This window comes from Natrinema hispanicum (assembly GCF_004217335.1).
GTDB classification, from domain to species: Archaea; Halobacteriota; Halobacteria; order Halobacteriales; family Natrialbaceae; genus Natrinema; species Natrinema hispanicum.
Genome location: NZ_SHMP01000006.1, coordinates 213,740 through 231,066, shown reverse-complemented (window position 1 = coordinate 231,066; position 17,327 = coordinate 213,740). Strand labels below are relative to the sequence as shown.

The following is a 17,327-nucleotide window of genomic DNA, read 5'->3' as shown; positions in this document are numbered from 1 at the left end:
CGACGACTCTCGGTCGTACCTGTAGAGGGTCGTGGAACTCCGACTCGAACGAAATCCATGTCTCGATCGGCGCTCTCACCCGGTGCAAACGACCGCCGCTTTCCCACCCTTTAATCGAGTCAGTTCCGTCACGACACGTATGGAACGGCTCACGCCGCGCGTTCGGATCGTCTGGCTCGCACTCGCGCTCGCTCGAGCCGCGATCATCGGTGGATTCATCGTCGGCGGGGCGATCGGCCTCTCGCGAACCGAACTCGGCGACGCCGTGCCGGTTGCGATCGTCCCTGCCGCCGCGGTGATCGCAGTTGCACTCGCCGTGATTCGCGTCTTCATCGCCTGGCGACGCTACGGCGTCTGGCGGTTCGAGCTTCGAGACGACGATCTCTACATCCGCCGGGGTGTCTTTACGCGAACCAAGACGGTCGTTCCCTTCGTTCGCGTCCAGCACGTCGATTCCCGGCGCTCACCGCTCGAGCGAGCGGTCGGCCTTGCGACGGTCGTCGTCTACACTGCTGGCTCGCGGAGTTCGGACGTCGCGATCCCTGGCCTGACGCCGGCACGCGCCGAGGCGCTTCAGGAGTCGCTTCGCCGACTCGCGATCGAGAGCGAGGGTGAGGACGCGGTATGAAGAAACTCCATCCAACGTCGGTCGCCGTTCGGTCGCTCTCGCGCAGCCTCAACACCGGCTTCGTCTTCTTTATTATCGGCGTTGTCGTCTCGCCGGGCGGCAACGGGATGGATCTGCTGTCGATCGTCGGCCTCGTCGTCCTCGGGATCATCACGGGGATCGTCTACGAGTTCGCCTACTACCAGCGATTCAGGTACGAACTCACCGCGGACACGTTCGACGTCACCTCCGGCGTCCTTTCACGTCGCACCCGCGAACTCCCGCTGGGACGGATCCAAAACGTCGACATCAGACAGAACGTAGTCAATCGACTCCTCGGCATCGCTGCCGTCCACATCGAAACCGCTGGCGGTGGCGAGACCGAGGTCAACCTTCGATACGTCTCCGAGGCGGAAGCCCATCGCCTCAGACAGCAACTGCGACAGGGGGCACGTACCGAGGCCGAAGACGAAGAATCACTCGAGGGCGAGGAAGCCACTGCCGAATCCCCAGCAGCGGCGGTCGAGGAGGAAGAACTCCTCTTCGAGATCCAGCCCCGCGAACTCGCGATCTTGAGCGTCTTCACCATCGATCCGGGTGCGAGCGTGCTGGGTGGGATCGCGCTCTCGTTTGCCAGCGGATTCGATCCCGCCACGCTGGTCCCCGCCGATCGTGTCGGCGGCCTCCCCGGACCAGCAACCGGGATATTCGCGCTCGCATGGGGGCTCTTGCTCTTTCTGCTCGCCGCTTGGGTTATCAGTGCGCTCCTCACATTCACCCGCTATTACGGCTTCCGGCTCACCCGCGCCGGCGACGAACTCTACTACGAGCGGGGGCTCCTCCAGCGCTACAGCGGGACGATCCCCCTCGAGAAGGTTCAGGCACTGACGATCTCGGAAGCGATTCCCTTCCGCTGGTTCGGCTACGCCGCGTTGAGCGTCGAGACGGCCGGCTACGCCCCCGGCCAGTCCGACTCTCGCGGGACCGAATCCGCGATTCCCCTCGCCGATGCCGACCGCGTCGTCGCGCTTGCGCGTGCGATCGAACCATTCGGCCCGATCGACCTCGAGTCGCCGCCCCGGCGCGCTCGAGAACGGTACGCAGTCCGCTACCTGCTGGTCGTCGCTGCGTCGGTCGCCGGTGCGTTTGCCGTCGCGCGCTACACGCCGCTTGACCGGTGGTACGTCGCCGCGGTTCTCGTCGCAGTCGTCCCCGTCGCTGCCCACCTCAAATGGACGAATCGTGGGTTTCACACCGGTGAGCGATACTTCTTCACGCAGACGGGGTTCTGGCGGCGAACGACGAAGATCGTTCCCTACTACCGGGTGCAGGCCGTCCTTCACGAGGCGACGATCTTTCAGCGCCGTCGCCACCTCGCCAGCGTGACTGCCGACACCGCCAGTTCCGCCTCGTTTTTCGGTCGGGCTGCGACGGCCCACGATATCGATGCCGATCGCGGACTAGAGTTGCAGGCGGGCATCGAGGGGCGACTGCAGAGGCAGCTTCACGCGCGAAAGCAACAGCGGGCAAGTGGTCGCTGGCGTCAAGATGAAAGTGAGAAGTCGGACTCTTGCCCATCGAAAAAGAGGGAGAATGATAATTGAGGAAACTTTTAATGTTCCTCTGTCGTAGACTACGAGAATTAATATAGCATAATGAGATTTACACCAGACAATTCCTGTCAGACACCTTTAAATTAAACATGTAATACTATATTGGTATGGGTGAGCGAATTCGCGGACACGAATGGTTCAAGATCCGTGAACAAGTGATGGAACGTGATGACTGGCAATGTCGCAACTGTGCGGAAGAAAGTAATTTAGTCGTTCACCATATCGTCCCTATCAGCAATCACGGAACGAATCAACTGACGAATCTGGTTACCCTTTGCCGACAATGCCATCGAGCCGCACATAATCACCGATCGGGAATAGAGAACGGATCATCTTCAGAACTCCCTTCACGAAAAATCTTCACCGAAGGTACAATTTCGACCGTTTGCCGGTCAACTCATCACCCGCTTCATCTTGCACTCATTGTTATTATTATAAAAACTGGAATTGGAGTCGGTGAGATCTGTAACCTTGATCTTCAGGATGTTACTCTCAAAAATGATAGTAGTAACACTCTCCCAGAACTGTCTGGACCCGGCCTACAGATACGATACGGCGGTGACATTCCATATAATAATCGTCGTGAGAGACGTGAGAGCACCGTGATCCCAGTTGATTCTGAACTGGAACACGTTTTATTGAGGTGGTTAGCAATTCGGCCGGATCATCCTGACACCGATTCGCTATTCGTAAAAACGAAAGAGAAATGGGGCGAACGAATTGATCCATCCACGGTTCGATACGTGTTTGAGAAAATAGGCCGAGATCATGGGTTATATTCCGAAAATAACGAGATGGAAAATCTGACACCGGTTTCCTTACGATATTTTTTCAAAGAGCGATTTGGTGGCCGGCCAGCCCATCGTGAGTACATCCTCGGTCGACGAACGAGGTCGGATATCGACGTTTCGTCATTTGAAGATGATTACAGGAACAACATATTAAAAATTTTCGGGTAATTGTCATACGAGTGAATAAACATTCTCAAGATATGTCTCTCGGACACGGTCTCCCCAATTGTGTGTATACGTATCGATGATATCGCTCGCAACGTCGCCACGGAGGTATTTTACAACGCCACGGTCACCAGTTCGATCCCGTAGATGCGTCGTGAAGAAGTGCCGGAAGTAGTGTGGTGTGACGTTCTCTGTTGCACCTCCACCGGTTCGATACCAACCATGCTCTGTTGCGTATTGCTCCACAATGTGGTGGACCGAATCTATGGTAATCCGCTTTCCCCATCGGTCGACAGTTCCGACGAACAGCGGTTCGGTTTTAGAGGCCGAATTCGGTCGAATGGCGAGCCAGCGAATGAGTGCGTCCTCAAGTTCGCTATCGACGGGGATGATCGTCTCACGCTTACGCTTGTTTGAAGCCGTTCGCACTGCTCCTCCGGACTCTTTACCATATGAATGTTCTGGTGAAATATAAATCGAACTTGATTTACCGTTGATCTGGGCCCGAGGATGCCAGTCGGCGGCTTCGTGAGCGAGATTCAAATCAATCAAATCAAGATTACACAACTCACCAGACCGAATCCCTGTTTTCAATAATATTAATATGACCGCCCGGTGGAGTGGATGCCGAACGGTTGTAACGAAGTCACGCATATCTGCAAGCTGAATATCACGACGGGACGGATTCGACTCGATCGACTCGTTCATTTCCTCTAAAACAAGTTCCATCGGGTTTTCGTTGTGTCGTCCAACACGAACGAGATATCCGTAAAATCGATTCAAGTAAGAAGCGTAACTTGCCACTGTACTTTCTGCATACTGCGAACGAAGTTCATGTGTGAACGCCATACAATCCCGATATCCGGCTTCTGTCGGAGTTTTCCCGAACCGTTCGGAGAGGAAGCCCTCGAATTTAGATAAGACGCGCTGATATGCCGAAACAGTTCGTTCATTACGGCCGTGCTGCTTGATATCCTCGAGAAAGTAGTCGATCGACTCTGATCGGTCACTCATTGCTGGTCCGGATGTATCCTCCCTCACGGCCACTGTATCGGACGAGATTATCGTCTTGGAGCTGTCCTAATGCTGCATCAACGTCGTCTTCTATGTCGTCAATAAGGTGCTCAATGAGCTCATCCCAGTCCAAAACATCCTCTCGATCAAGTAAAGCGAGAATTCGTTCCCGAAAATCGTCGTCGTTCGACTCCGGCGACTCATCAGCATCGACAACACGACTGTCTATTGAAGGAACATCGAAATCACAGCGACCGGCCTGTACCATCGTTCGAACGAACTCGCTTTGGCTCATCTCGAGTTTATCAGCGTGTTCGGTCCATTTCTCTTTTTGATACCGAGGAACGTAGGTTTTCACGGTAGTTCGGTCGTCAGTAGCCATATTCTCAGTATTCGAACTCTTATCACTTCAGTCTTTCCTACATTCACAAATAAGGATGTTTATTTGTGGATGTAGTGTCGTAATCACCGTGATCTATTTTTCTTATTTGTATCTGTAGTCCTCTAGCCACTCCTAAACAGTACCAAAATACCAAATAATTATTTCGAACATCTTTGGTACGACTCAGTTCTATAGACGAATAACCGGCGTCAAAATTTGTTATAAATATTATATTATTTCTCGGACCCAGACCCTGGGGGTAACGGCCTCGAAAGACAGGTCCTCGAATTACTCTCTTCTGACACGTATTCGTGGGACGAACTACTCGAGGCGGTCTCAGATGACATCGAGTCACGACTGGACGAGACACTCGAGGAGCTACAGGCGACCAACCGGATTCGATACAGCGGACGCCATGGCGGATACACGACCGTCGACGGTGGTGGCGATGGCGACTGAACCGACCGGCAACGCGCCGGCGGATGTAACGGATCCAATCGCATACTTCCTCGATGACCAGCGCTATCACGGCAAGAGCGAACGGACGCTTGCAGCCTACGAGCGAGTGCTGCGGCGATTCGAGGCTTTCCTTCGCGAGCGCTTCGACGTCGACGCGGTCGGCACGGCCCAACGCCGGGAGTGTATGGCCTGGGTCCATTCGCTGCGCGACGAGTTCGAAGACAGCACGATCGCGACGTACGCGTCCTATCTCAATCGGTTCTACGACTACATGACCCGCGTCGGCGTCTTCGACGACAACCCGATGGCACTCGTCATGGAGGAACTGTCCGAATCGATCGAGACGAACCCGACGCGACGCGATATCTCGGTGCCGGAAATGCAGTCGTTCGTCGCCGAAATCGCCCACCCTCTCGAGCGAGCCGCCGTCGTCACACTCCTCAAAACGGGGATGCGCGTTGGCGAGCTCTGCAACCTCGATCTGCGCGACCTGCACCTCGAGACGCCGGCACTCGACCTCACGTGGACGCCCCGCGTCGGCCTCGAGCGACGCCCCAAATCGGTGTTCGTCTCGGCCGAGCCGGCCCGCGGTGAGACCGTCAACGGCGAGGAACGGACAGCCTCGAACAAACGGAAACGGGATACAGTCGTCCCCGTCGACGACGAACTCCGGCAGGTGATCTGTGAGTGGCTGGCGATTCGCCCGGACGCGGTGTCGTCGGCACGGCCGCTCTTTCTCGATACCCGCGACGCGTGGGGCGAGCGGCTCACGCCGTCGGACGTCCGCTATATCGTCGAGAAACACGCCCGCGATCACGGCTGGTATCGCACCGGTGGGGGGACCCAGGAGAACGTCACACCACACTACTTCCGGCACTTCTTCACGACACATCTGCGGGATCGAACCGGGGATCGGGGGATCGTCCAGTATCTCCGGGGTGACGTCGCCGGCGACGTGATCGATACCTACACACACAACTGGGGTGATCGTGTCCGGGAGACCTATCTCGAGTCGATTTACACTGTCACTCGGTGCTGAGTGCCGGGCTGGTAGTCACCCTCGAGTTTCAGTAGCGTGTTCTGGCACTCCCACACTCTTAACAGGGAGACTGTTGGTGTCAACATCTCACGTCGACAAATTTGGGCTCTATGACGAACAGCAAAATAATACTTACTATATTCGAACTCAATATCTGTGTCTCTCCTCGGTCTAGTAAACTAAATACAGCTATATCAATTCGCGCGTGCGTGCTTGCGGGATTTGCTGAATGGAATTGTCTTCAGGTTTGTCGCGCCGCTACACTTACGGTAAATATTCAGCCAAAGTCGTTACTGAGTATGAGAGCAATGAGCCATGAGAATAGTGGAGAGTACTCCAACAGCAATGGGGGTAAGGACGATTCCAGCGAGAAAGAAAAATTGAACTCCGCCAGCTTGTGCGGGTGAAATAAACCATTGCCTGCCAAGTGCGAAATAGGCAACACCGTTGAGTAGTGCGACGAACGAGAGTCCGATAAGCAGTAAAATCAGAACTGTCCCGATATTCTCGATTACTGTTAGCCACTTTCTCTCGTTCCGAGTGGGGTCTGTCCGACGTATACTGCTTTTTACAATAAGTCGTGTTACATATAATGATATGAATCCAAGAAAGCAGGTGACTGCCAGTACCTGCGGTATCTCAGCAAGCGGGCCATACATCGTTGATTGGTTGACGCCAATCCATAGCCCGACACCAACCGTTCCGATTAGGAGCAACACAACGCGTGTCCGCTTGACGAACGGGGCGTTCTTTTCAGTAATCCATCGCATAGCGTTAGAGTCAAATAAACAACACAGGGATTAGTAATCTAAGTATCTCGTTCAGCAACTTTGGCATTCGTGACTACAGACGCGTAATCAGCTGTCATCCAGGTTGTTTCCGTCTGTAGTCTCACGCGTTACGTTGTTCTCCCGTGCGAGCCTGCGCTCTCGTTGTCGACTAGCATGCAACCGGCGACAGATTCGTTCTCCCGAACGATTATTAGCCAGGTTCTGGTCGGCTAGTTGTGGTTTCATACCATGGTTGGTGCTACCATACACGTTCTCGATCGCGGTGGGCTCGAGGTCGACATGAACTACATGATGGAAGGGCACGTGCTCGGCACACACGACGAGCCCAACCCCGACATCGATTACGGCGAAATTCCGGTCTGGAGCCTCGTGATCGACCATCCCGAGGGAACGATCCTCTGGGATACCGGGTCACATCACGACGCACTCGAGGGTCACTGGCCCGAGGGGTTACTTCAGGCGTTCTATCCGCACGAGGCCCACGAACATCGGCTCGACGACGATCTAAACGAGGCCGGATTCGGCATCGACGACATCGACTACGTCTTCCAGACCCACCTGCACCTCGACCACGCCGGCGGACTGGAGTTCTTCGACGGAACTGATGTCCCGGTTTTCGTCCACGAGCGCGAGATCCAGTTCGCCTACTACAGCGCAAAGACCGACGAAGGCAGCGGCGCGTACATCCTCGAGGACTTCGACCACGACCTCAACTGGCACGTGTTACACCAGGATCGCGAGCAACACTTCGAGGACATGGAGTTCGTCCGCTTCCCCGGTCACACGCCCGGACTCACCGGGACGGTAATCCATCTTGACGACGAGGGGACGCTCGTGTTTACCGGCGATCAGGTCTATATGGCCGACAACTTCGAGGACGAGATTCCGCTCGGGGCACACCTCCTCTGGGGCAAAACCGAGTGGTTCGACAGCCTCCGTCGCATCAAAGCACTCGAGCGACGTCACGACGCCGAGGTCGTCTATGGACACGATCCCGAGCAGTTCGAGGCTATGCAGCCGGGGTGGGGGCTGTGAGCTACGAGCGGTCCGTCTCCGCTAGCCCGCACGAACTCACACCCGAGACCGTCTGGCACGTCCAGATGCCACAGATCCGCGTGGGCCGCGGCGCAGTTAGCGAACTCGGCTTTCAGCTCGAGGATTTAGGCGTCGCAGACGATGCACGCGGGCTAATCGTGACCGACGAGACGCTCGCCGAGCTCGGCCATGCAGGCCGGGTCGCCGACCACGTCGAAGACGCGGGATTCGACGTCGACGTCTACGACGGCTCGGAGCGCGAACCCTCGATCGAGGCCGTCGAAGAATGTATCTCGTTCGTTCGGGACGAGATGGGTACGGACGGCTACGACTTCTATATCGGGCTTGGCGGCGGCAGCTGTCTCGACACCGCGAAGACGACGCGTGCGGTCGTCGCCAACGGCGGCGGAATCCTCGACTACGTCGCCGAACCGACCGGCTCCGGCGAGGCGCTCACCGAGTCGGGCCCACCCCTCGTCTTGCTCCCGACGACGGCCGGCACCGGCTCGGAGATTTCGCCGGTCGCGATCCTCTCCGTCGCCGAGAAAGAAATCAAAGAGGGCATCTCGAGCAATAACGTGCGGGCCGACGCCGCGGTGCTCGATCCGACGCTAACGACGTCGCTCCCGCCTGATCTCACCGCGAAAACGGCGATGGACGCACTCGGCCATGCCATCGAGGGATATACCACACATCGGTACGACACCCTGCTCCGTCCCGAGGATCCTGCCGACCGACCGGTCTACGCCGGCCGAACTGGCTTTACCGAACTGTTCAGTGAGAAGGCGATCGACCTCCTCTCGAGCAACGTGCGACGGGCGGTCAACAACGGTGACGATCTCGAGGCGCGTGAGGCAATGTTGAAAGGAGCGCTCTACGGCGCGATCGCCGGTCTCACGGCCGGTGCAAGCCTCTGCCACGCGATGGCGTATCCAGTCGGCAACAAGTACCACACCTATCACGGCGAAACGATCGCCGTGCTCACGCCGGCGAGCACGTTGGGGTACAACGTCGCCAGCGATCCCGAACGCTTCGCGACCATCGCCGAGCTGCTCGGCGCGGATACAGACGGACTGAGCACGCGAGCGGCGGCCGATCGCGCACGCGAGGAATTCGTTGCACTCCAGCGTGATCTGAACGTCCTCCCGAGCGGACTCCACGACCTCGCCGGCATCACCGACGACGAGATCGACTGGCTGGCCGAACAGACGGTCGACACCCAGCAACGGCTGCTGCGGTGTAATCCGCGGCCGGTCACGAAAGCTGATATCGCGGAAATCTTCCGCGACTCGCTGTACAACTGGGAGTAGGAGAGACTCGCGAGGACACCTTATTGGCCGACCGCAAGCTCCGTCTCGAGATCGGGGCCGTTCAGCAGCGAGCGGACGTGGTCAACTGTGTCGGTCGTTTCTGCCGTGTTCTCGAGCAAGACGGTCTCGCTTGGGAACAGCTGTTCGCCGAGCAAGAGGCCGTGTTCGCGGGCGGTCGAGCCAGTCACAGTCAGATAGACGCCCAGCCCTGCGTCGGCGATCGCTGCCTCTTCCTCGCGGCCGTCGTCCGGATACCGGAAGTCGATACCGTCGAGAAGCCGCGTGCCAAGCACGGCCTGGACGAGCCGTTCGTATCTGGGCTCGATACAGAGCGGTCCTTCGTAGGGCTCGAGGAAGTTCCGATCGATCGATTCGGCGGACGGCGCGACCTCGGGCGTGGCTAGTAGCGTGTGGTAGACAGTGTCGCCGAGTCCGGTGACGACTTGCACGTCGGTGTCGGCGGGATTAATGCGGGCGTTCACGTCGGCGATCCGATCGAGTGGCTCCGGTCGGAGCTCGACGACCTCCTCGAGGACCAGATCGGCGCTGTCGAATCCGAGCGCGAACTCGTGGGTTCGCAGCGCTCGAAACGGCTCCTCGCGGCCCACGAGCTGGACCGCCGCGTCGTCGGGTGCACCTTCGACATTCGATAGCGAAATCGTGACGCTGTCGAAGACGATCCGTCGTGGCTTGCCGGCGCGGTCGTCGCGCAACAGCGTATATTCGGGCGCGGTTGGATCGGCGACGGTACTGTAGTCTGCGAGACGATGGTAGACGTCCTCTTCGTCGGGCTCGATGGACCCCTTCGTGAGTGCCTTTTCGTGACGAAGCGTCGATGTAATGTCGTCGGCGAGGTCGGGGACGCCGAGGCGATCTGCGATCCGATCGAGTACAGACTCGAGCGGTCGCCCCTTTCGTGGAACAGCGATCGGTATCGTCTCGCCCATCGACCAGTTCTCAATCGGCGACGGATAAACGAGTTGCGTTTCCAGTACAGTCTGAATCCGATAGCCGACGATCGCGCTGCTCAGTTAGCGAACATCGAACCGAGCTGGTCACGCCAGTCCTGAATGTCCGTTACGTCCTCCCGGACCGCTTCGAGGTCGTCCGCGACGGTTTCGAGCTCAGATTCCACGTCGTTGACGGTATCCGTGAGGTCGTCGACATCGTCGTCGATCCCTGCGACGGTGTCGTCCAGTTCGGCGACGTCGTCGCTGACGTCGCTCAGGTCCGTCTCGAGATCGGCGTTCCAGTCGGTGAGATCGGCCACGTCCGCGTCGAGTTCGTCGACGTGCGATTCGGTCCCCTCGAGTCGGTCGTCCATCGACGCGAGGTCGTCTTCGAGCGCCGCGAGATCGTCCTGGACGTCCTCGATGAGCTGTGCGCCCGTGCCGTTGTCCTCGAGGAACGTCTCGAGTGCGTCAGTGTAGGCTGTGACTTCCTCGACGCGGGACTGGAGGTGCTCGACTTTCGCGATCTCCGGCCCCGACGGCTCGAGGTCGAGTTCGGCCTGAATCGTCTCGAGATCGTCGTCGTCGACAGTCCCGTCGCGGATCTCGGTCGCGAGACGGGCCGCAACCGACCCCTCAAATTCGACGGTCGCGGTTTCGGCGACAGTCGACTCGTCAGCTGCGTCGTCGGCGTCCGCCGTCGGTTCGTCGGCGTCAGCTGCGTCGGCCGAGTCCGGCTGCTCGACTGCCGAATCGGCTGTCTCGTCACGATCGCCAGATTGCTCGAGTGACTCGGCGGCGTCGTCGGCCGTGTCGGCCTCAGCCTCGGGTTCTGGCGTTTCGGACTCATCGGCGCTCGCTTCGACCGGTTCAGCCGCGTCGTCGGCAGTCTCGAGGGCCGTATCGTGTTCGTCCGCCTCGTCATCAGCGTCCGGTTCGGCAGCCCCACTCGCTTCGTCTCCGGCAGCCGTCTCGTCCACGTCGGTCTCGATCGTTACGTCGGGTTCGTCGTCCTCGACAGCTGGTTCGTCGTCTTCCTCGGCGCTCGGTTCATCGTCAGCTTCGATAGCCGATTCGTCGTCCTTCTCGGTGCTCTGCTCATCGTCAGCTTCGACAGCCGATTCGTCGTCCTCCTCGTCGCTCGGCTCATCATCAGCTTCGATAGCCGATTCGTCATCCTCCTCGGCGCTCGGTTCATCATCAGCTTCGATAGCCGATTCGTCGCCCTCCTCAGCACTCGGTTCGTCGTCAGCTTCGACAGTCGACTCATCGTCTTCCGCAGCGACCGAGTCGTCCTCGAGAGCCAGTTCGGCCTCGTCGTCGCCAGTCGAGTCGGTCTCGCCGTCGGTGATCGATTCGGCATCGACCTCGGCGGTCAGTTCGTCGTTCTCGGCTGCCGATTCGGTGTCTTCCGCAGCAGTCGACTCGTCGTCGTCTCCGATTTCCAGCTCCTCGTCCTCGTCGAAGCCGAGATCGATATCCGGCTCGTCGTCTCCGATTTCCAGCTCCTCGTCCTCGTCGAATCCGAGGTCGATATCCGGCTCGTCGGCGGCTGCGGGCTCGTCGTCCGGTAGCTGTTCGTCCCCGAATCCGAGATCGATATCCGGTGTCTCGTCATCGCCGTCCTCGTCATCGACCGGATCGGGGTCGGTGTCGACATCACCGAGATCGAGATCGAGTCCCGAGGAGTCGTCAGTTGCGTCATCATCGTCGGTTCCGTCCTCGGCTTCGGCCTCGTCTTCGTCCTCATCCTCGAGCCCGGGGACGGTGTCCGATTCGCCCGCGATCATATCCTTGACGGCCTGATTGCGGTCCTCGGAGACGATATTGCCGATAACGGCGTCGTCGACTTCGTCGGCACGCGAGCCGTCGTCGTCGGCTGCGAGCTCGACGATCGTCGGTTCCGTCAGAAACGCCGTGGCTCGGCTGTCGTCGTCGTCGATCTGGATGCCATAGACCGTCTCGAGCTTGCTGTCGGGTTCGAGCGTCGCCGTGAACTCGACGTGGTTGTCCTGGTAGGCCGTCCAGTCGTCGCTGTGATAGTCTGGGTGGAACCCGACTTTGTCCATCGGGAACGATTCAGGAATCTCCTCGGAGAGTTGCACCGTGACCGGCTCGTCACGGTCCGATTCGAGCTCGAATCGGATCGCCGGTACGGGAAACTCGTCTGCTTCGAACGTCTTCTTGACGGCGATCCCGTCGGCGCTGACCTCGATTACGTCGTCCGTATCGGCGGTGCTGGTCATATGGGCCCAACGTTACCATACCATTACTATAAAACGTGCGGACAGTTCGGAAATCGCTACAAATCGACCCGATCGCCGATCTCGGCGACCTCGAGCCGCTGTGGATACTCGAAGCTCGCTGCGTGGTGGTGTAACGCCTTCGGATCGGCGGTCAGGCCCTTCCACATATCCCAGTGACTCGGCAGGAGGCGGTCACACTCGAGGGCGGCGGCACATTCGATAACCTGGTTCTCGTCGTTATACCAGCGGGTTCGCTTTGGCTCGCGGGTTTGTTTGTCGGGAATCTGTCCAACGGTGCCGAAAGCAAACACCGCGAGATCGATGTCGTACTCGTCGCCGATCCGCTCGAACTCGTCGGTCGGCTTCGTATCGCCGCCGTGGAAGAAGGTGCCAGCGTCGTGTTCGAACACGTAGCTGACGGGATGGGTCGCGTCGGGATCGTTGGCCGTCTCGACGTGGACGGTGAACTCGCCGATCTCGAGGGTCTCTCCTTCGGTGACTTCGGTCAACTGCTCGTCGGTGACGTCCCATTCGTCGGTCCACGCCTCCTCGTTGCGGGCTTTCGCGACGCTATCGTCGGGTGCATAGAAGGTCGCGCCCGTGTTCGCGAGGATCGGGGCCTGACTCGGGCCGTGGACGTGGTCGGTGTGCTCGTGAGTTGCGAGGACGGCGTCGGCCTCCGCGACATCGTCTGGATCGAACGGCACGGGAATCATCCGGACCGTCCGCGGCGGGTCGCCGAGTCCGAGATAGGGATCGATGTAGATCGTCGTTCCCTCGGTCCCCTTCAGGACGAAGCCGTTACAGCCGAGATACCAGATCGCGACCTCCGCCGGCGTCGCGTCTTCGATGTCGCGGACGAGCCAGTCGTCCCAGTCGCTTTCGATCATACTCGAGGCTGTGGGGACCGACTGGGTAAGTGTTGTCGTCTCCTCACCGACGGCGCGACGAAGCGCAGTCGACGTAGGGAACGGGGCTACTACGATCGTGTCGCTGCTCACGGTGCCCCATCTCTCCTCGCCGTTGCCTGATTCGTCACGGAGAACGCGGTTGGGCGCGGTAGATCAGTTGGTGTGTCGCTGGCATGGCGTCGTCGACACGTCGTTCAACGGTTGCCGGCTCGCCGGTCGCTGTCGCTGCCGCGCCGCCGGACTGGATCCACTCGAGGTCGACAACCGGGTGATCTGCGTCGGCGACCCGCCCCGCCGCAGTGTCGTAGTCGGCGAGCGAGGCGTCCGCCAGCATGGGTCCGTGAACGTGCACGAACGCGGCCTCCACTTCTTCAACACGCTCTCGAGCGACCTCGCGCTCGGCCGTCCCAGCCTCGCGAGCCGCGACGCGACGGGCCAGCGTTTCGGTCTCGAGCGGACGGTCCTCCTCGGCCAGTACTGACAGGATCGTTCGCCGACGGTCGTCGGCAAGCGCACGGAACACCGCGTCGTCAGCGCCGTGGCGCGTCGAAACGACTGCTTCGAGGTGAGGCTCGTCGAAGGCTGGATGTTCACCGAGCGCGATCGTCCCGTCGTCGGATTGCTCGAGGAGGCCGCCGTCGGTCAGCGCTGGTACCAGCCGATGATGGAGGGCGATGAGCGCCTGCCGGTGGTCGTCGTCAGTCACCTCGGCGGGCTGTTTGTCCATCGTTACTGCTGCGAGATGGCGCGCAAGCTCGTCTTTCCCGATCCAGTCGGGCGACTGCCGGTGGACGAGCCGGAGAACGGTTCGGCGACGGGTGTCGGCGAGGGCGTCGAAGAACTCATCACGGACAGCGGCCGTCGAGCCGCTCGAAGCTGAGTTACTCATCGACTACTGGTCGGTGACTAGTGGGCAAAAGAACTCCCCCAAACTGCTTTGGAATCTGCACGAGAGTACAGAATTACCACACTCTATTCGACGATAGACTCTCATTCTGTGGATACGGTAGTACTATGTTGCGTCGCGTTCAGCGAATGTCCCATTCTACGAACCCATCAACGGACGAAACCGGTCACAGGAACTGGGGTGTGACGGCGGCGTCAAAACGAGCACCGACGGTCGGGCGCGTTACCAGGTGCCGTGGAAGGTGTCGAACGAGAGACTGTCGAGCGGTTCGTCGCCGACGGCGATCCGGTACTCGCCGGGGGTCAGCATCGGCTTGTGGAACTGCGGGCCGTCGTCGGTCGTGATCCGCGGACAGCCGGTGTTGACGAACGCGTCCATATCGAAGTTGCGCAACCTATCCGGGGTCACCTCGTCCATCGTGATGAGGTAGGCATTATCGTTGTCGTCCAAGATCTCCTGGGCCTGCTCCCAGCGCCCCTGTCCGATCTTGGTACAGAAGATGACGCCCCACTTCTCGGCGTCCATCGCGCGGTGGATCGCGCCGTAGCGCTGTTTCATGAACTTCTCCGTGTCCGCGACGGTGACGACGTTGTTGACCGGGTCCGCGATGACGACGTGCTTGTCGGGGTGTTCCATCGCCAGTCCGAGCGGGTGGAACTTACCGCCGCCGACGTACAGCACCTGATCGGCGGGGACGTCCGCACTCGCGTAGTTACAGCCGAGCACCTGCCCCTCGTGGGTCAGTCGCTCGTCGCCGCGACGGCTGTGGACCTCGTAGCCACGCTCCTCTAAGAACTCCGTCATCTCCTCGTAGCGGTTCATGTGCTGGGCCGTCGTGACGAGCCCGACACCCTCCGTCTCCTCGGGCGGCTCGAGCGTCTCGAGTGCTTCCTCCATGATCGGCGTCACCTCGACGTTCGAGAACAGCGGCACGTAGATGACCTTGTCCGTGTTCTTCATCGGCGAGTGACCGAAGTGAACGAACACATCGGTGCGTTTCATCAGATAGGTGTCAAGATCACAGGCCCCATAGCAGGGCTGGCCCGAGAGCATGAACGTCACGTCGCCGCCGGTCAGTTCTCGTAGGTCGTCGGCGACGGCTGGACCGCGTCGCTTCAGCCCTTCGGGGAACTGTAGCCCGACTTTCGTTGCGTCTCGTTCCTCGATCGCCTCGACGATCTGCTCGAGTTCGTAGTCCCACTCACGGTCGTGTTTGAGACTCATCCCGGTGTTTCGGAGGTCGCCCTCGCTGTACTCCGGCTCCTGACTCATTGACAGCCCTTGCTGCCACGAACGTATATACTGCACGCTGTCGAGAGCGGAGAATATCGATGGTGCTCACGCTCGGTACCGTCAGGAGTACTCGCTTGCACGCCGTGGCTGGATGGCCGTCCCGAACTCACACGTCGCGAACGCGGCCCGGAAGTCATCGCTGTCGAACGTTCCCACCAGGTCATCGAGTTCCGTAAACAGCTCGTCGAGATCCCGCTGCAGCGTCTCAGATCGTGCGTCGGATGCAGTGTCGCCACCGGCCTCGAGTGCCCCTCGTTTCGTTGCAAGCGTCGTACATTCCGCGATCAGCTCGTCGTATCGGGCGCGACGGAGGAGCCTGTCGACGGTCTCGACCACTGTGTCCTTTTCGACGGGCTTGACGAGCGTGTTGCCGATCGAAAACGGATGATGATGGGCATCCGTCTGCTCACAGAGGAATGCCAGCGTCTGTGTCGTCGCACGGTGTTCGAGCTCGGCTGCGACGGCTCCGGATACTGGCAGAAGGTCGTGATCAACCACTACTGCGTCGGCGGTCTCAAGGCATGCGATCGTCTCGTCGCCATCCGTCGTCGCCTCAACTCGATAGTCGTCGAGCCACGACCGGAGTTGATCGACGACGGCGGGATCGTCGTCCGCGACGAGGACGGTGTTTGCATTACCAACCATTATTCGAGATAGAAGTAGCTTTCGGCCAAGCCATCATCAAACTATGGTGTCGTTCACTGTGACTTACACGTCGTGTCGCGTCGGCACCAAGTGTGCCGTTCGCGGAGCGAGGCGGGCGGGTATCGAGTTCGTTTCTCGTCCCAACAGTCATAGTACTGGAGTGTAAACGGGGGGTCAATGGCAGCGGAACAGGCCCCTGACGGGTATCTCTTCGACCTCTATCGTCGATACATCGGTGAACCGGAGGATCGGACCGACGTCTACGTCGGCTTCGGTCTGTTTCTGGGCGGGATCGGGCTGGCCGTCGTCGCGCTGGTGCTCTTTCTGTGGGGCAACACGCACGAAGCCCGGTCCGCCGGCTACTTCGCGTGGGTCGGTCCCGCATACGCACTTGCGATGGTGTCGCTTCCCGTCGTGATGCTCGGGATCGTTACGCTCCTCCCGTCGGAACGGCGGATGCTGTATACGTCGATCGGCGGCGCGGCGATCACCGTCGCTGCGGTCGCTGGCTTCCTTTTCGCCTATCCACGCCATTGGAACGGCTACAACAACGACTATACCGTTCAGGTGGTCGCAGTATACGCCGTCGGGCTCGCTGGTATCACCGCTTCAACGGGTGCGGCACTGATCGCCCACTATCTCGATATGGCACAGCAGGCCGACGTAGTGGCAACCGACGACGAGGACGACGACCCCGACGTAACCGACGCAGAAGTCCAACAGGACATCGACGACGCGATGGACGGCGTCGAACTTTCGTGGGGTGGCGTCGAGAAGACCGAGCACAAACGACTGAGCTTCTCCGAGGACGATTTCGACGATGTCGACGTCGAAACCAACGTCGGGACCACGACGACCCGCTCGTCGGGTGTCGACGCACAGGTCGCCGGTCTCAAAGGCCTCAAAGGCGGCGAGACAAAGCAGACCACCTCGAGTTCGACGGTCGACGATCAGACGGCGAAACTCAAAGAGCTTCGCGAACAACAGCGGGCCGAGGAACTGGCGACGGCCGACGAGAAGAGTACGGTCGAGACGGTGACGTCACCGATCGCAAAGCTACTCGATCGGATCCGGGATCTGACACGACGAAATTAACGCAGGGCGGCGGAAAGAAATAGCATCGTTCTTCATAGTATCAGATCTGTAAGTGGCGTACATAGATTTATAAT

15 protein-coding genes and 1 pseudogene are annotated in these 17,327 nt (G+C 59.3%); 8 read left to right on the top strand and 8 right to left on the bottom strand.

From position 1 onward, the window contains the following. Positions 1-139 precede the first annotated feature (139 nt). The 3 genes from BDK88_RS15590 to BDK88_RS15580 all read left to right on the top strand — a co-directional run bounded on the left by BDK88_RS15590 (position 140) and on the right by BDK88_RS15580 (position 3,179). A complete protein-coding gene (locus BDK88_RS15590; protein WP_130501243.1) occupies positions 140-628 on the top strand; it encodes a PH domain-containing protein in 489 nt (162 codons plus the stop codon). Continuing rightward, positions 625-2,211 carry a PH domain-containing protein gene (locus BDK88_RS15585; protein ID WP_130501242.1) on the top strand — a complete coding sequence of 529 codons (1,587 nt, stop codon included), beginning with the start codon at positions 625-627 and terminating at the stop codon, positions 2,209-2,211. Before BDK88_RS15590 ends, BDK88_RS15585 begins: the two co-directional genes overlap by 4 nt. 116 nt (positions 2,212-2,327) lie before the next feature. After that, positions 2,328-3,179, top strand: a complete 852-nt coding sequence (locus tag BDK88_RS15580) for a site-specific integrase (RefSeq protein ID WP_130501241.1) — start codon at positions 2,328-2,330, stop codon at positions 3,177-3,179. A gap of 3 nt (positions 3,180-3,182) precedes the next feature. Here BDK88_RS15580 and BDK88_RS15575 read toward each other — a convergent pair whose 3' ends face one another. Together BDK88_RS15575 and BDK88_RS15570 are read right to left on the bottom strand one after the other, a co-directional pair. Next, positions 3,183-4,190: a tyrosine-type recombinase/integrase gene (locus BDK88_RS15575; RefSeq protein WP_130501240.1), complete on the bottom strand. Its 1,008-nt coding sequence runs from the start codon at positions 4,188-4,190 to the stop codon at positions 3,183-3,185. Continuing rightward, the gene (locus BDK88_RS15570) at positions 4,183-4,572 is read right to left on the bottom strand and encodes a DUF5805 domain-containing protein (RefSeq protein ID WP_130501239.1); all 390 of its coding nucleotides are present in this window, start codon (positions 4,570-4,572) and stop codon (positions 4,183-4,185) included. Before BDK88_RS15570 ends, BDK88_RS15575 begins: the two co-directional genes overlap by 8 nt. 243 nt (positions 4,573-4,815) lie before the next feature. Here BDK88_RS15570 and BDK88_RS21830 point away from each other — a divergent pair. The 4 genes and pseudogenes from BDK88_RS21830 to BDK88_RS15550 all read left to right on the top strand — a co-directional run. Next, positions 4,816-5,031: pseudogene (locus BDK88_RS21830) on the top strand (DUF5805 domain-containing protein); the annotation flags it as partial. Continuing rightward, positions 5,021-6,070: a tyrosine-type recombinase/integrase gene (locus BDK88_RS15560; RefSeq protein ID WP_130501238.1), complete on the top strand. Its 1,050-nt coding sequence runs from the start codon at positions 5,021-5,023 to the stop codon at positions 6,068-6,070. The pseudogene BDK88_RS21830 and the gene BDK88_RS15560, both read left to right, overlap by 11 nt. 1,019 nt (positions 6,071-7,089) lie before the next feature. Beyond that, positions 7,090-7,896, top strand: coding sequence for an N-acyl homoserine lactonase family protein (locus BDK88_RS15555; protein ID WP_130501237.1), 807 nt, complete (start codon positions 7,090-7,092; stop codon positions 7,894-7,896). Next, positions 7,893-9,206 carry a hydroxyacid-oxoacid transhydrogenase gene (locus BDK88_RS15550; protein ID WP_130501236.1) on the top strand — a complete coding sequence of 438 codons (1,314 nt, stop codon included), beginning with the start codon at positions 7,893-7,895 and terminating at the stop codon, positions 9,204-9,206. Before BDK88_RS15555 ends, BDK88_RS15550 begins: the two co-directional genes overlap by 4 nt. Positions 9,207-9,226: 20 nt before the next feature. Here the strand turns inward: BDK88_RS15550 and BDK88_RS15545 are convergent, their stop codons facing one another. From BDK88_RS15545 to BDK88_RS15520, 6 genes are all read right to left on the bottom strand, one after another. Beyond that, the gene (locus tag BDK88_RS15545) at positions 9,227-10,153 is read right to left on the bottom strand and encodes a hypothetical protein (RefSeq protein WP_130501235.1); all 927 of its coding nucleotides are present in this window, start codon (positions 10,151-10,153) and stop codon (positions 9,227-9,229) included. A gap of 80 nt (positions 10,154-10,233) precedes the next feature. Next, entirely contained in the window at positions 10,234-12,402 is a 2,169-nt protein-coding gene (locus tag BDK88_RS15540; protein WP_130501234.1) for a midas domain-containing protein, read from the bottom strand. Between the two features lie 56 nt (positions 12,403-12,458). Further along, on the bottom strand, positions 12,459-13,292 hold the full coding sequence (locus BDK88_RS15535) for an MBL fold metallo-hydrolase (protein WP_130501385.1): 834 nt from the start codon (positions 13,290-13,292) through the stop codon (positions 12,459-12,461). A 145-nt stretch (positions 13,293-13,437) separates the two neighbouring features. Next, positions 13,438-14,202, bottom strand: a complete 765-nt coding sequence (locus BDK88_RS15530) for a DUF7344 domain-containing protein (protein WP_130501233.1) — start codon at positions 14,200-14,202, stop codon at positions 13,438-13,440. 240 nt (positions 14,203-14,442) lie between these two features. Further along, positions 14,443-15,492 (bottom strand): diphthamide biosynthesis enzyme Dph2, encoded by a 1,050-nt coding sequence (dph2, locus tag BDK88_RS15525; RefSeq protein ID WP_130501232.1) that lies wholly within the window; start codon positions 15,490-15,492, stop codon positions 14,443-14,445. Positions 15,493-15,573: 81 nt separating this feature from the next. After that, positions 15,574-16,158 (bottom strand): HalX domain-containing protein, encoded by a 585-nt coding sequence (locus BDK88_RS15520; protein ID WP_130501231.1) that lies wholly within the window; start codon positions 16,156-16,158, stop codon positions 15,574-15,576. A 177-nt stretch (positions 16,159-16,335) separates the two neighbouring features. Between BDK88_RS15520 and BDK88_RS15515 the strand changes: the two genes are divergently transcribed. Beyond that, the gene (locus BDK88_RS15515; protein ID WP_130501230.1) at positions 16,336-17,253 is read left to right on the top strand and encodes a DUF7139 domain-containing protein; all 918 of its coding nucleotides are present in this window, start codon (positions 16,336-16,338) and stop codon (positions 17,251-17,253) included. The last annotated feature ends 74 nt before the right edge of the window (positions 17,254-17,327 follow it).

Bases quoted from the DNA above. Each gene is read 5' to 3' on its own strand.
- BDK88_RS15585 (WP_130501242.1), top strand. From the start codon at position 625: ATGAAGAAACTCCATCCAACGTCGGTCGCCGTTCGGTCGCTCTCGCGC.
- dph2 (WP_130501232.1), bottom strand. From the start codon at position 15,492: ATGAGTCAGGAGCCGGAGTACAGCGAGGGCGACCTCCGAAACACCGGG.
- BDK88_RS15575 (WP_130501240.1), bottom strand. From the start codon at position 4,190: ATGAGTGACCGATCAGAGTCGATCGACTACTTTCTCGAGGATATCAAG.
- BDK88_RS15515 (WP_130501230.1), top strand. From the start codon at position 16,336: ATGGCAGCGGAACAGGCCCCTGACGGGTATCTCTTCGACCTCTATCGT.
- BDK88_RS15535 (WP_130501385.1), bottom strand. From the start codon at position 13,292: ATGATCGAAAGCGACTGGGACGACTGGCTCGTCCGCGACATCGAAGAC.
- BDK88_RS15540 (WP_130501234.1), bottom strand. From the start codon at position 12,402: ATGACCAGCACCGCCGATACGGACGACGTAATCGAGGTCAGCGCCGAC.
- BDK88_RS15570 (WP_130501239.1), bottom strand. From the start codon at position 4,572: ATGGCTACTGACGACCGAACTACCGTGAAAACCTACGTTCCTCGGTAT.
- BDK88_RS15590 (WP_130501243.1), top strand. From the start codon at position 140: ATGGAACGGCTCACGCCGCGCGTTCGGATCGTCTGGCTCGCACTCGCG.
- BDK88_RS15545 (WP_130501235.1), bottom strand. From the start codon at position 10,153: ATGGGCGAGACGATACCGATCGCTGTTCCACGAAAGGGGCGACCGCTC.
- BDK88_RS15560 (WP_130501238.1), top strand. From the start codon at position 5,021: ATGGCGACTGAACCGACCGGCAACGCGCCGGCGGATGTAACGGATCCA.
- BDK88_RS15555 (WP_130501237.1), top strand. From the start codon at position 7,090: ATGGTTGGTGCTACCATACACGTTCTCGATCGCGGTGGGCTCGAGGTC.
- BDK88_RS15530 (WP_130501233.1), bottom strand. From the start codon at position 14,202: ATGAGTAACTCAGCTTCGAGCGGCTCGACGGCCGCTGTCCGTGATGAG.
- BDK88_RS15520 (WP_130501231.1), bottom strand. From the start codon at position 16,158: ATGGTTGGTAATGCAAACACCGTCCTCGTCGCGGACGACGATCCCGCC.
- BDK88_RS15580 (WP_130501241.1), top strand. From the start codon at position 2,328: ATGGGTGAGCGAATTCGCGGACACGAATGGTTCAAGATCCGTGAACAA.